At 40.7% G+C, this 13,838-nt stretch carries 11 protein-coding genes and 2 pseudogenes; 1 reads left to right on the forward strand and 12 read right to left on the reverse strand.

Annotated features, from left to right (window positions below; all coding sequences use genetic code 11):
* Window position 1: 1 nt before the first annotated feature.
* The 11 genes and pseudogenes from P7J49_RS10120 to gyrA form a co-directional block, all read right to left on the reverse strand.
* Window positions 2-1,003: a glycosyltransferase family 2 protein gene (locus P7J49_RS10120; protein WP_408570610.1), complete on the reverse strand. Its 1,002-nt coding sequence runs from the start codon at window positions 1,001-1,003 to the stop codon at window positions 2-4.
* 2 nt (window positions 1,004-1,005) lie between these two features.
* On the reverse strand, window positions 1,006-2,004 hold the full coding sequence (locus tag P7J49_RS10125) for a glycosyltransferase family 2 protein (RefSeq protein ID WP_408570611.1): 999 nt from the start codon (window positions 2,002-2,004) through the stop codon (window positions 1,006-1,008).
* Entirely contained in the window at window positions 2,001-3,023 is a 1,023-nt protein-coding gene (locus P7J49_RS10130; protein ID WP_408570612.1) for a glycosyltransferase family 2 protein, read from the reverse strand. The genes P7J49_RS10125 and P7J49_RS10130 overlap by 4 nt, the downstream gene beginning before the upstream one ends.
* Window positions 3,020-4,024 carry a glycosyltransferase family 2 protein gene (locus tag P7J49_RS10135; protein ID WP_408570613.1) on the reverse strand — a complete coding sequence of 335 codons (1,005 nt, stop codon included), beginning with the start codon at window positions 4,022-4,024 and terminating at the stop codon, window positions 3,020-3,022. The genes P7J49_RS10130 and P7J49_RS10135 overlap by 4 nt, the downstream gene beginning before the upstream one ends.
* Window positions 4,014-4,964, reverse strand: a complete 951-nt coding sequence (locus P7J49_RS10140) for a capsular polysaccharide synthesis protein (protein WP_408570614.1) — start codon at window positions 4,962-4,964, stop codon at window positions 4,014-4,016. Before P7J49_RS10140 ends, P7J49_RS10135 begins: the two co-directional genes overlap by 11 nt.
* 70 nt (window positions 4,965-5,034) lie before the next feature.
* On the reverse strand, window positions 5,035-5,697 hold the full coding sequence (locus P7J49_RS10145; protein WP_408570615.1) for a glycosyltransferase: 663 nt from the start codon (window positions 5,695-5,697) through the stop codon (window positions 5,035-5,037).
* Window positions 5,652-5,858, reverse strand: coding sequence for a hypothetical protein (locus P7J49_RS10150; protein WP_029186683.1), 207 nt, complete (start codon window positions 5,856-5,858; stop codon window positions 5,652-5,654). The genes P7J49_RS10145 and P7J49_RS10150 overlap by 46 nt, the downstream gene beginning before the upstream one ends.
* A gap of 361 nt (window positions 5,859-6,219) precedes the next feature.
* A pseudogene (galE, locus tag P7J49_RS10155) lies at window positions 6,220-6,856 on the reverse strand (UDP-glucose 4-epimerase GalE); the annotation flags it as partial.
* A gap of 466 nt (window positions 6,857-7,322) precedes the next feature.
* A pseudogene (locus P7J49_RS10160) lies at window positions 7,323-8,410 on the reverse strand (IS630 family transposase); the annotation flags it as partial.
* A 224-nt stretch (window positions 8,411-8,634) separates the two neighbouring features.
* Entirely contained in the window at window positions 8,635-9,384 is a 750-nt protein-coding gene (locus P7J49_RS10165) for a class A sortase (RefSeq protein WP_024385286.1), read from the reverse strand.
* Between the two features lie 6 nt (window positions 9,385-9,390).
* The gene (gene gyrA, locus P7J49_RS10170; RefSeq protein ID WP_408570616.1) at window positions 9,391-11,835 is read right to left on the reverse strand and encodes a DNA gyrase subunit A; all 2,445 of its coding nucleotides are present in this window, start codon (window positions 11,833-11,835) and stop codon (window positions 9,391-9,393) included.
* A gap of 188 nt (window positions 11,836-12,023) precedes the next feature.
* Between gyrA and P7J49_RS10175 the strand changes: the two genes are divergently transcribed.
* Window positions 12,024-13,007, forward strand: coding sequence for an L-lactate dehydrogenase (locus P7J49_RS10175; RefSeq protein WP_029185147.1), 984 nt, complete (start codon window positions 12,024-12,026; stop codon window positions 13,005-13,007).
* Between the two features lie 42 nt (window positions 13,008-13,049).
* Here P7J49_RS10175 and P7J49_RS10180 read toward each other — a convergent pair whose 3' ends face one another.
* On the reverse strand, window positions 13,050-13,580 hold the full coding sequence (locus P7J49_RS10180) for a dihydrofolate reductase family protein (RefSeq protein ID WP_043025703.1): 531 nt from the start codon (window positions 13,578-13,580) through the stop codon (window positions 13,050-13,052).
* Between the last annotated feature and the right edge of the window lie 258 nt (window positions 13,581-13,838).

Consider the following 13,838-nt stretch of genomic DNA (forward strand, 5'->3'; position numbering starts at 1 on the left):
TTCAAAATAACCTTCTCCAAATTCTTGATAGGTAGGTAGTGAGATACGCTACTGACGCTAAAATAGGGTAACGATGAACCGTAAACCAGCGACGTTGCTGAGGAGTGACTGCATCAAACTCCAGATAAGCCAAGCTCTGCTGAAAGACAACAGAGGAACGCACATGCCTAAATCGTTTCAAAAAGTCAAGGTAATTCTTGGCCGCTGAAAGATAGAGAGCGGAAAACCAGCTCACTCGACGAACCAAGCTGGACTTTACAACATCACCAAGTTTTTTATACTTTTCTTGAAAATAAAGCTCTAGTTCCACTTTTGAGTCAAAAAAATATGTGTCCAGAGTGTTACTCAAACTATTTGGAACCTGTCGATAAAAATAATAGGCTTCGTCAATAGAAAGTGGTTTCTGAGCATGCTCCATCACATAAGCAGAAACAACGGCATCCGTACCTGTTCGAAAGTCAGGCAACTCCTTGTAAAAATCAGTAGGTGGGCAAAGCGAACGGTGAAAGACTTTAGTCCACAGTGTCATCAGATTCCCTTTACTAAAAAAAGCATCTAACACTTGCTTAGGGTCTAAAATCTCATCTGTCGGAAAGAGACAAGGTCTTTTTTTCCTTGAAAAATCAGCTTTGATAGAATAATTTGTCAACACTAGATCCGCATCCGTCTTCTGTATCTGCTGAAAGACCCCTTCAAGATAGTCACTTCTCATCTTATCGTCAGCGTCAATACAGAGGATGTAGTTTCCTCTAGCTTTTTCCATCCCTAAAGCACGTGCAACCAATGACCCCTGATGGTGGCCTTCAATCAAGGTTATCTGCTTCTCATACCGCTTCTGAAAATCCGTGACAATCGCCACACTACCATCATGTGACCCATCATCGACCGCTATCAATTCAAAGTCTTGGTTGGTCTGCCCAAATACAGCATCCAAAGCCTCTACCAGATGAGGCTCAGCATTGTAAATCGGCATGATAATCGAAAAAAAGGGGGTATGACTCATTTTCAAAATAACCTTCTCCAAATTTTTAATAGATAGGGAACAACATATGCTAACGGGTCTAGGATGGGATAGCGATGAACAGTAAACCAGCGACGTTGGTAGCGAGTGACTTCGTCAAAATTCAGATAGACCAAGCTTTGCTGAAAGACAGCAGACGAACGCACATGCCTTAATCGTTTCAAAAAATCAAGATAATTCTTCGCCGCTCGAAGGTAGAGGGTGGAAAACCAACTTATACGACGAACCATACTGACTTTTACAACATCGCCAAGTTCCTTGTACTTTTCTTGAAAATAAAGCTCTAGTACCACTTTTGAATCAAAAAAATTTGCGTCCAGAGTGTTACTCAAACTATTTGGAACCTTACGATAAAAATAATAGGCTTCGTCAATAGAAAGTGGTCTCTGAGCATGATCAATCACATAAGCAGAAACAACGGCATCCGTACCCGTTCGAAAGTCAGGCAAGTCCTTGTAAAAACCAGCTGGTGGACAAAGGGAACGGTGAAAGACTTTGCTCCACAGTGTCCTCAGATACCCTCTTCTAAAAAAGGTATCCAACACTTCTTGCGAATCTAGTAGCTCGTCCGTTGGAAAGAGGCAAGGGCGTTCTTTGTTGGAAAAATCAGCATAGATAGAATAATTAGTCAATACCAAATCAGCACCAGTCTTTTGTATCCGCTGGAGGACCCCCTCAAGATAGTCACGTCTCATCTTATCATCTGCATCAATGCAGAGAATATAGTCACCTTTAGCCTTTTCTATTCCTATGGCACGTGCGACTAATGACCCCTGATGAGGACTTTGAATCAAGGTTAGTTGCTTCTCATACCGCTTCTGAAACGCTTTGACAATCGCCACACTGCTATCATGTGAGCCATCATCAACCGCTATCAATTCAAAGTCTTGGAGGGTCTGTCCAAAAACAGCATCCAAAGCCTCTACCAGATAGGATTCAGCATTGTAGATTGGCATGATAATAGAAAAAAACGGTTTATTCATCTAGCCTCCCTTTGCAGATACCATTTTCTGATGCGTCCCAATGGAAAATACAACAATAACATTGGGTGTGTAAAACGATGCTCGACAAGATACAAGAATACCTTATCACTAAAACGCAATTTTGCGGAACTCCCAACTGCTATCGCTCTCTTGAAAAACAAAGATTCCTTGATATGCTGAGTATTTTTTAATATATCACTTAAAGGACTTGAGAGCAGTAATCGTTTTCCTGACCAAGAAACACGTCTCATCAAACGTTCCGCCATCTCCACTGGCAAATCTGTCGCGTATTTTTCATAAAAATACCAATCTGAAAAGGCTACGGAGTCAAAATGTTTTACCGTGTAAGAGTTACTGAGGCTACTTGGCACAAATCGATAATAATAGAGTGCCTCATCAAGAACAACAACATGATGGATGTTTGAAAAAATGGCTTCAATGGTCACTAAGTCAGAACCACATACTAATCGCTGAAAAGACCCAAAAAAGTGGTCATCTGGTAAAAAACGTGACTGAAAGACCGTACACCACAAGGTCATTAGCACACGATTTGCCAGTATCATCTCTTTCACAACCTCTGGTCCAGTCATCTGACGATGAACATAAGGAGTGTAATCAACAGGCTTTTGTGAAAAATCTATCCGACGAGAAGAGTTAATCACCACAGCCTCTGCCTGCGTCTCATCAATCGTTTGCCTAACCATTTCTAAATAATCCGCTCTCAAGACATCATCCGCATCCATGCACAGGCAATACTGACCTCTCACCTCTGCCATGCCTGTCGCACGTGTCAAAAGCAAGCCCTTGTTTTCAGGATGAGAGTAGAGGCGGACTTTATCCTGATGCGAAGCGACAAACTCCTGACAAAGCGTCTCAGACTGGTCAGTCGATGCATCATTGACCAAGATCAGCTCAAAATCCTGATAGGTCTGAGCTAGAACAGACATAATCGCCTCAGTTAAATAGAGCTCCGCATTATAGACTGGCATGACAATCGAGAAAAAGGGATTGGTCTTCATAATAACCTCCTTAAACGCTTTCTATACCAATTGATAGCCAAAAGCAAATGTAGGATTCGGTAGTTCAAGAGTAAGAGAAATAGGCGGTCATACTGTGACTGCGTGTCTTTCTTTATTTCCATTACCTTCCTAAAAACGAGAGACTGACGAATCACCCTTGCTCTATCACACACTTCCTTGAAAGATTTACTTTTTAGCAACACTTTTTTGCTACACCAGAGAAATCTCCTTACCAAGTATGCATCCATTTTTTCTGGAAATTTCTTATGATAACTATCATACAAATACAAATCTGTCTGGGCATACACTTCAAAGTTAGTTATATTGAAGCTATGGCTCAAACTTGTTTCTACCTGACGGTAATAATAGAGAGCTTCATCTAAAACAATCGCTCTTTCTACCCTTGCCAAAATATGGTGCAAGGTTATCCGATCCACACTCCGAACAAAGTGCCCAAATTGCTGGTAAAAAGCTTCATCAGGTATAAAAGAAGTCTTAAACACCAATTGCCATACAGTTGTCAACTGAGACTTTTCCAGAAGTAGTTCTTCAATGACTTCCAAACCTGTCATTTGACGATTCAGAAAAGGACTAAAATCTCTTCGCTTGATAGAAAAATCGGACTCCATCGAAAAATTAATCACCACAGCCTCTGCCTGCGTCTCATCAATCGTTTGCCTAACCATTTCTAAATAATCCGCTCTCAAGACATCATCCGCATCCATACATAGGCAATACTGACCTCGCACCTCTGCCATGCCTGTCGCACGTGTCAGAAGCAAGCCCTTGTTTTCTTTGTGAGAGTAGAGGCGGACTTTTCTTTGATGTAAAGCTACAAACTCCTGACAAATCGTCTCGGACTGGTCAGTCGAGGCATCATTGACCAAAATCAACTCAAAATCCTGATAGGTCTGAGCTAGAACAGACATAATCGCCTCAGTTAAATAGAGCTCCGCATTATAGACTGGCATGACAATCGAGAAAAAAGGCTTAGTCTTCATTGGTCTCCTTTACGTTTGGAAAAAATGGACGATAAATCATATCCGCATAACTGCCATCGAGAATGGATTTACGATAAAATTTCCAAGAAAATTTCACTATGGGACTTGTCTCTAGCACTTCTTGCCATCGCTTCTCATCAAATGGTTCATTAAAATGAACAGACACGAAATCTCTATTTTCAATCCCAGAAACAATAGGCAGATAATCAATCACCTCTCGAAACTCAGGATGAAGCCGGTAATGAATATCTTGGAATAAATCAATCGTGTAGTTGATGGGATTATCTACTTGACTAAAATAATAAAGCAAACAATCACGAATATAGCAAACATGAGGATTTCCCTTCTTTGCAGAAAAACAAAACGAAGTCCACCGCCCTTGCTCTATCCAATATAGATAATAGTTTCTGACACTTTCAATCTGATGTCGAAAGGTAAAAAAATCATTTGCAAACAAATGACTGTCTAATTGGTCAGTGACATAAAGCGTCGCATCCATCCAAACGCCACCATGCTGGGCAAGCAGAGCATAGCGAACATAGTTTGAAAAAGGGGTAAACGCCATCTTTTTCCGTGCCAGCTTATCCAGCAAAATCTCTGGAATCGCTATATAATCAGCCAGATTATCCTTTGTCAAGAGGATGTGCTGGTAGCCATTTTTCTGTGCAAAGCGTTTTTGACTCTCAATCGCATGGCGACAGACTGCGGGAAGCTCCGACTCACCCTGCCACCACAAGGTCCAGATGATTGGTGTTAGGGAGTCAGCTGTATTGTCATTCTCTAAATAAGCAGAAAACGGAGACAAGTGACGAGTAACTGTCTTCTCATAAAAACGTGAATGAACTCGCCACTTTAGACGCGAAAGCTGCATTCCCAAAAAGGAAGATGGCTTTATGGCCTCTTCAGCCCCAAACTTTGTCAGAACTTTAAACAAAGCCATACTCGGCGACTGTCTGAATACAGTCATAAATTTTCCGACATTCCTTATCATCTAGCGACAAACTCCTTTTCTATCTTCGTAGCATATACTTATAAAATGCCCTTTGTACACGTAAAGGAAGAATCACCATCATCAAGTGAAGAAGACTTACCGATAGAAAATCCCAAGCTGTCATCTCCTGCCGTCGATAGGAAGCATACCGCAACCGTATCAGTTGCATGAGACTCGTCCAAGATTTCCGCCTTTTCAAGGTATCGCGGTTAAAGCGGAAGTCAAGCAAAATCTCAGGGATATTGGCCGCACGATAGCCATGATGTAGCATCCGCAACCACAAATCCCAATCTTGATTGTAGCGAATGGTAGGATTATATCCACCAACTGCATCAACCGCTGATTTGCGAAACATGACACTTGAGTGATTGAATGGATTTCTTCGTTTCGAAAAACTCACAATCGCCTCGTGATTCAAGGGAACTTTTCGGATACTCAGTGATTCGCCAGTCGTTTCTTCAAATTCTGATACATAACTTCCTACAAGCGAAAGCGTAGGGTCACTTTCAAAACAGCTCACTTGCTTTTCGCACCGCTCCTGTCGTGAGACATCATCTGCATCCATACGAGCAATCAAGTCTGTCTTAGCAACTGATAAACCAGCCATCAGAGCCGTAGCCAGTCCCGAATGTTTCTCTAAAACCACTTCAACAATGGGAATTTGTGCATTTTTTTTCGGCAATCATTGATAACATCTTGTAAAATAGCTGGAACAGGTCCATCTTTTACAATGATACATTCCTCTGCTGGATAGGTTTGTGAAAGCATACTTTCTATCGCCTCACGAAAATGGTCTGGATTATCTTCCCGCCACACCGCTAATAAAATCGAATACGGCTCCATGTTCCTCCTTAAACTATTTTTAGAACCTGCATTTACAGTTCAGCACTTCTATCTAAAACTCCTTTTTCATCTTCTCACCCCCGCACAGCTCACAAGGTTCAGTGAACCTTGTGAGGTTGGAAATGAAGCGAACTCTGTTCGCAACAGTCGTAGAGGTCAGATTTGGAGTGTAAAACACGAATTGCTGAGATTTGTTTCACAAATCCTATCTCCAACCTTTAACAGTCCACTGGACTGTTAAAGCCAATCAACCACTGCGCTGAGATGTTGACACGAACTCTGAGAAGTGGCATTAGTCTCAAAAACTGCTTTGATTAGCAAAAAATTTTCTTACATAAAAGCACGAGACATGTGAATAGGGAAGCTGACCAATAGCGACCTGTGTGATATAGGGAAGCAAATTATTAGGGATGTCTTGTGGACTTTCTCCTAGTAATCCCGACTGATGAGCACCTATAGGATTAAAATACCTTAACAGGGTTATCTTCCAAGTCTGATCTGAGTGGTACAAATCACGCAAAATATTCTCAAGCATCACTTTTGTTCTACCGTATGGATTGGTTACAGAAAGTTTTGCATCTTCTGGAATAGGATTTATCTCAGGAGCTCCGTACACTGTGGCTGAAGAACTAAATATTATCTTTTTACAATTGTACTGTCGCATCACCTCGAGTAATGTCAACGTTCCTGCCACATTATTTTGATAATATTCCAAAGGTATTTCAACTGATTCTCCAACAGCCTTTAGCCCTGCAAAATGTATAACAGCTTATATACTGTTCCTGTTTGAAAATATTCTCCAACAATCCCTTATCACGAATATCACCTTGGTAAAATGTTAAAGATTTTCCTGTAACTGTTTCGATAGCCACCAAACTTTTCTTGCTGGAGTTAATCAAGTTATCAATCACAACAACATCATAGCCTGCTTCAAGTAACGCTATGCAAGTATGAGAACCAATATAACCACAGCCACCTGTAACTAATATTTTCTGCACATTTTAATCCTTCCATTTTATTAACAGCAATGCTACCAGTATACCCCCCCCCCGTCATTTTGTCAAATTTTCAACCCACGCCGCAGGACAAACGCATGAAGAAAATGCATGTAACCATACTGTTAGAAGACTAAATTCAGAAATACGAAAAGTATTAAAATTCGCTAAACGAGACAAACTTTCCATTACCGATTTTACTGACGGAGTTACCATCGCAGGACAAGCTAGTCGGAAAGTCAAAACTGAAAAAGCTATCACAAGTACTGTTGATTACTATAAGCTTCTATCAACTTGAAAATATAGCATAAACAAGGAATACAATATTCTTGACTACTTGCTCTATCTTCAATTAAAAACAGGTCTACGCTTTGGTGAAGTCTTAGGTTTATACTCATTCAATTTCAAAATCTGGACAAACCCATTTTCTATGGACAATACTTTTTAGATTCTCACTATTTAACCCTCAAATGATTTCTTGGAGCTTATCAATGACTGATTCCAATGTTTGAAAGGCTCTGTTCTTAAAGCCACGTTTCCGGATTTCTGCCCAAACTTGTTCAATGGGATTCATCTCTGGGGTATATGGTGGTATGAATGTAAATTCAATATTATCAGGAATTTCAAGTGTCTGAGATTTATGCCAATTTGCATTGTTCATGACTAAAATGATGTAGTCATTGGGATAAGCTTCTGATAATTGTCGTAAAAATTCATTCACCCAAGCGGTATTACAACCATCAGCTATCACCAGCTATTATGAAGAAAGATTCACCTGTATGGGCATCTACCGCACCATAGCAGTAACGAAATTCGCGGATGTGATGACTTGAGATATTCGGACGGTGCTTTTTAGGGCTCCAACATGCCCCTAGTTTACTAATCCAACCAACCCCTGCCTCATCTTGATACAAAAAGTCTGCTGGGAGCAGACTTTTTCCTGAGCTCGGAAATTGGAAAGCGAAGACGGGTTTGCTTATAGGAATTTTGTCCAAGAAACCGCTTACCCAGCTTTTCCTTGTACAAAGATTTTATTTTTAGACGCCAGAATCGTTTGGCGTCTGCTTTCTTTGGATGTTCTGGACGGGGGCTAACTTTTGTTGCTTACTGCGTAAGCTTTATTTCCCGTCTCAAAGAATCTTTTGATTCTTTGACCCATCCATGACGTTTCAATAGTTGGTAGAAACCATCTTTAGTTGTCGTGCGACCAATTTTATCTTGATAAGCTCTATAAAGGGATTCAACAGTTACAAATTCTCCATTTACAGCAGAAGTTAACTGCTCACTCAAGAAGGCTTGTTCTTCTTCAACTGTCATATAAGAGTGGCGACGACCTCCTCTAGCATCTGAGGTAAGCCCTGTTAAGCCATGTTCTTGATATTTCTTAGTCAGTCTCCAAACCGTATCATGTGAGACATCAAGCATATCCATAATGGATTTGTAGGGAGTATGGATAGCCCTGAGATATACTGCTTGAATACGTTTGTGATAAGGTGCTAAGTTTTTATCTTTTAGAGCTGTTTTGAGCTCTTTAATCATTTCGTTAGTAAATTCCATGTTTCTATTATACTTCAGTTTTTGAAATTAGTTGAGTATAAGAAATTAGTCCAAGATAATAGAGATAAAAATAAAAACACAAATAGTTCGGCTGGATTTCATTAAATCAGCTTGAATCTATCTGTGTTTTAAACATAAGGAAAGAGAGAACGCATTTCGTCCTCTCTAGGTGTTAGCTTTTCATCTACCCACTACAGTTGACAAAGAGCCAATATATAGATGTTTTATTGTCCATAATCATACTGATTATAACTCTTATTGAAGGAATCTAAGATGTCTTTTGCAGTTTCATTATATGGAGTTGTTGATTCAAGAACTCCTTTTACAATGATACGTTGTGTTGCATTATAGTCCGTACATGTTACCAAGGTAACTTCTGTACGTCCTTCTACATCATCAATGACATAGACACTTTCAGGCGAAACAATTTCCACACTATCAATAACGTAGGTGTAAACATTGGTCTTGTCAGTAATATAGATTTTCATGCCGTTCTTAGCACGATCAAGCGGTGAAAAGAGAACATCTGCCGCACCAGTTACACCAAAAATATGGTGGCTGGCCAACGCATAATTTCCTTTCCCCATCTCTTGGTTTTCCTTCATGGTACCAGCTCCATACATGAGCGAAGTATTGAAGACCCCTTTAAAAATAGGAAGGTTGATACCAAGCTCGGGAACCGCAATTCCACCAATTACAGGTAAGCGTTGGGCATCCCACTGAGCTGCTAAAATAGCCTCTGTAGAAATAGACTGAACCTGATCGAAATCAAATGTTGTTTCAGCCTGTTTATTCTTTTCGATATCCTCTGTCGTAACATTGCTAATCTGGTATTTATTCGTATTCCAGCCAATAATAAAATTACGGATAGAGGTGTTGAATATCAACGCTAGGGAAATCAGTATCAATACAACTGTTAAAAGATTGCGCCAAAAAGAACCTTTACGCTTCTTCTTTTTTTCACGTTTTGACATGATTATTTATTCCTTTTCTTCTTTAATTTCGGCAGCATCTACCAAGGCAAAGGTCATGATTTTCGCTTCATCATTCAAGCGCATCACTTTTACACCCATGGTTGAACGACCTGTTTGTGAAATATTTGCAACACTTGTACGAATAATCACACCAGTATCAGTAATCACCATAATGTCTTCATCACCAGATACAGTTGTCAAACCTGCCAGAGAACCGTTTTTCTCAGCAACCTTAAGGGTCTTAATTCCCTTACCGCCACGACCTTTTGTTGGGTACTCGCTGGCTGGGGTACGCTTACCAAAACCTTTTTCTGTCAAGACAAGAACTTCCTGATCATCTGAAATCATGGTCGCACCAACTAACTGGTCTCCCTCGCGTAGTTTAATACCGCGAACACCAGTCGCAGTACGACCCATATTACGAACATCTGTTTCTGTAAAACGAACAGAATAGCCAAATTTGGTCCCCATGATAACATCTGCCTGGCCATTTGTCAAGAAAACGTTAATCAGCTCGTCATCTTCTTTCAAGTTCAAGGCCTTAAGACCACTTTGACGGATGTTGGCAAATTCTGAAACGCTAGTCCGCTTGACCACACCTTGACGGGTTGCAAAGAAAAGATAGCTATCTGCTTCCTGGTCCTTAGTCACGTTGATAATGGTTTGAATGGACTCATTTTCTTCCAACTTGAGCAAGTTGACAACCGGCAATCCTTTAGCCGTACGACCATACTCTGGGATTTCATACCCTTTCAAGCGATAAACTCGACCTTTGTTGGTAAAGAACAAAAGTCTGTCATGCGTGCTGGTTGAAACCAACTCACGTACAAAGTCATCATCCTTGACACCAGTTCCTTGAACCCCACGTCCTCCACGTTTCTGAGCTTGGAATTCATCCTGAGCCAAACGCTTGATGTAGCCTTGGTTTGACAGGGTAATCAAGACATCTGTTTCCTCAATCAAATCCTCATCTTCAAGAGAAAGGACTTCACCGACCATCAATTCTGTACGACGTGGGTCTGCATACTTGCGTTTCACCTCGTCCAATTCTTCCTTGATAATGATTACAACACGCTCTGGTCTAGCCAAAATATCAGCCAAATCTGCAATCAAGGCAATCAGTTCATCGTATTCAGACTGAATCTTATCACGTTCCAAGCCTGTCAAGCGACGGAGACGCATATCAAGAATAGCCTGACTCTGACGTTCAGAAAGGTCAAATTTCTCCATCAATTCAGCCTGGGCAATAGCATCAGTTTCTGAATTGCGGATTGTGCGAATGACTTCATCAATATGGTCAAGAGCAATCAGCAAACCTTCTAAGATATGAGCACGCGCTTCTGCTTTTTCCTTATCAAATTGCGTACGACGAGTGACGACTTCCTTCTGGTGTTCAATATAAGACTCTAAAATCTGACGAACAGAGAGAATTTTCGGCACACCGTTTTGAATGGCCAACATATTGAAACTAAAATTGGTCTGAAGCTGAGTTTGCTTGAATAGGTTATTCAAAATAACGTTAGCAGAAGCATCACGACGAACTTCGATAACAAATCGTACACCCTCACGGTTGGATTCGTCTCGAACAGCAGTGATTCCTTCAATACGTTTTTCTTGGACTAATTTAACAATATGTTCTTGAACCTTGGACTTATTGACCATATATGGAAACTCTGTAACAACAATGCGTTCACGACCATTTCCATACTCTTCAATCTCTGTACGAGAACGGAGGACTATTGAACCTTTACCAGTTTCATAAGCACGGTGAATTCCAGATTTCCCCATAACCAAGGCACCTGTCGGAAAATCTGGTCCAGGCAAGACTTCCATAATCTCACGTGTTGTTACCTCGGGATTGTCCATAACCAGCTTAACTGCCTCGATAGTCTCACCCAAGTTGTGTGGAGGAATGTTGGTAGCCATACCAACGGCGATACCAGTCGTTCCGTTAACCAGAAGGTTAGGGAAACGAGCAGGTAAAACCTCAGGCTCACGTTCACTCGCGTCATAGTTATCTGCAAAATTTACCGTGTTCTTGTTAATATCACGAAGCATTTCAAGCGCAATCTTGCTCATGCGTGCTTCTGTATAACGCTGAGCGGCTGCTCCGTCGCCATCCATGGAACCAAAGTTTCCGTGACCATCAACTAACATGTGACGGTAGCTCCACCATTGTGCCATACGAACCATTGCTTCGTAAATCGCACTATCTCCATGCGGGTGATATTTACCCATAACATCCCCTGTGATACGGGCTGATTTTTTATGTGGTTTATCTGGTGTAATTCCTAATTCATTCATCCCATACAAAATACGGCGATGAACCGGCTTCAGACCATCACGTACATCAGGCAGAGCACGTGAAACGATAACACTCATCGCATAGTCGATGAAGGATGATTTCATCTCATTGGTCAGATTAACCGTTACTAAATTTTTATCTTGCATTATATGCCTCTTTCAACAGTCATTGTGCTTCTATTATACCATATTGGCGAATAAATTTCTTTGTTGGAAACTAGCATGTAAACATTTTCAAAGGCGCTTTCACAAGTGACAAAAAGCTTAAAACATGCTAGAATGTATTATGTTCGGGATGAAGTCATCCCCAAATAAAACTAAGGAGATGTTTAGCAATGACTGCAACTAAACAACACAAAAAAGTAATCCTTGTCGGTGACGGTGCCGTAGGTTCTGCTTATGCTTATGCTCTTGTTAACCAAGGGATTGGTCAAGAATTGGGTATCATCGATATCAACAAAGACCGTACTCAAGGTGATGCAGAAGACTTGAGCCACGCATTGGCCTTCACATTCCCTAAAAAAATCTACTCTGCTGAGTATTCAGATGCTCATGACGCAGACTTGGTTGTATTGACAGCTGGTTTGCCACAAAAACCAGGTGAAACTCGCCTTGAATTGGTAGAGAAAAACCTTCGTATCAACCAACAAATCGTTACAGAAATCGTTAACTCTGGTTTCAACGGTATCTTCCTTGTTGCTGCTAACCCTGTTGACGTATTGACTTACTCAACTTGGAAATTCTCTGGTTTCCCTAAAGAGCGTGTTATCGGTTCTGGTACTTCTCTTGACTCAGCTCGTTTCCGTCAAGCATTGGCTGAGAAAATCGGTATCGACGCACGTTCAGTTCACGCTTACATCATGGGTGAGCACGGTGACTCAGAATTTGCAGTTTGGTCACATGCCAACGTTGCTGGTGTGAAATTGTACGACTGGTTGCAAGATAACCGCGATATCGATGAGCAAGGTCTTGTTGACTTGTTTGTATCTGTTCGTGATGCAGCTTACTCTATCATCAACAAAAAAGGTGCTACTTACTACGGTATCGGTGTTGCTCTTGCTCGTATTACTAAAGCAATCTTTGATGATGAAAATGCTGTTCTTCCATTGTCTGTATACCAAGCAGGTCAATACGAAGGTGTTGAAGATGTCTTCATCGGTCAACCAGCTATCATCGGTGCACACGGTATTGTTCGTCCAGTAAACATCCCATTGAATGATGCTGAATTGCAAAAAATGCAAGCTTCTGCTAAACAATTGAAAGACATCATTGACGATGCTTTTGCTAATCCAGAAATTGCAGCTGGTGTCAAAAACTAATTATATAAAATAGTAAAAAAGGTGAGCAATAGCTCGCCTTTTTTACTTTCTAATATCATAACGTAACATAGCAATTCCATCTGTGACAGTTGACTCTACCAAGAGCAATTTCTTTTCTTCCAAAAGTGAGGCAAAAAGTGGAATACCGTCACCCAAAATAGTAGGAATAATCCCAATAATAAGGTGATCAATCACTCCCGCCTCTAAACAGTCCTGAACCAGACTTGCCCCACCAAACAACCAAATATCTCCACCTTCTTGAGAGCGAAGTTCCATAATCTCCCCGATGACGTCCCTTACGAAACGCACATTACCATAGTCCGTCTGCTCAGTATGACTCGCAACGATAAATTGCTTTTCCTGATGTCCTTCAATCATTTCCAACGGACAATCTTCTAATGATTTTCTCCCCATCACAACTGTATCACAGTTGTTAAAGAATTTTTGATTATCAAACTGTAAGACCGTATCGTATTTATCGGTACCATGTCCTTCAATCCAATCGTAGCTTCCATCCTTACGTGCAATAAATCCATCTAAACTCATTGCAATATTTAACACCAATCGTCTCACAATTAACCTCATTTCATACCTTAGTGACAAACTATTATACCAGTCATTCTTCCTATTCTCAACCAAAAGTCCCTGTAACTCCTCTTCCTTTGAATAGGACAATTATTCATTTCCTGTATAGCAAAGAACATGATAAAAAGGTCCACTGGACCTTTCAAAACCTAGACAAACTCCTAAAAATATATAAAAAATTGAAGAAGTTTGCGAAAGATAGCAAGTCATTAAACTCTTAGAAACATTGATATTTCGGCGTTTCTG

The sequence above is a fragment of the Streptococcus suis genome (assembly GCF_046032515.1).
In the GTDB taxonomy this organism is placed as follows: Bacteria; Bacillota; Bacilli; order Lactobacillales; family Streptococcaceae; genus Streptococcus; species Streptococcus suis_AL.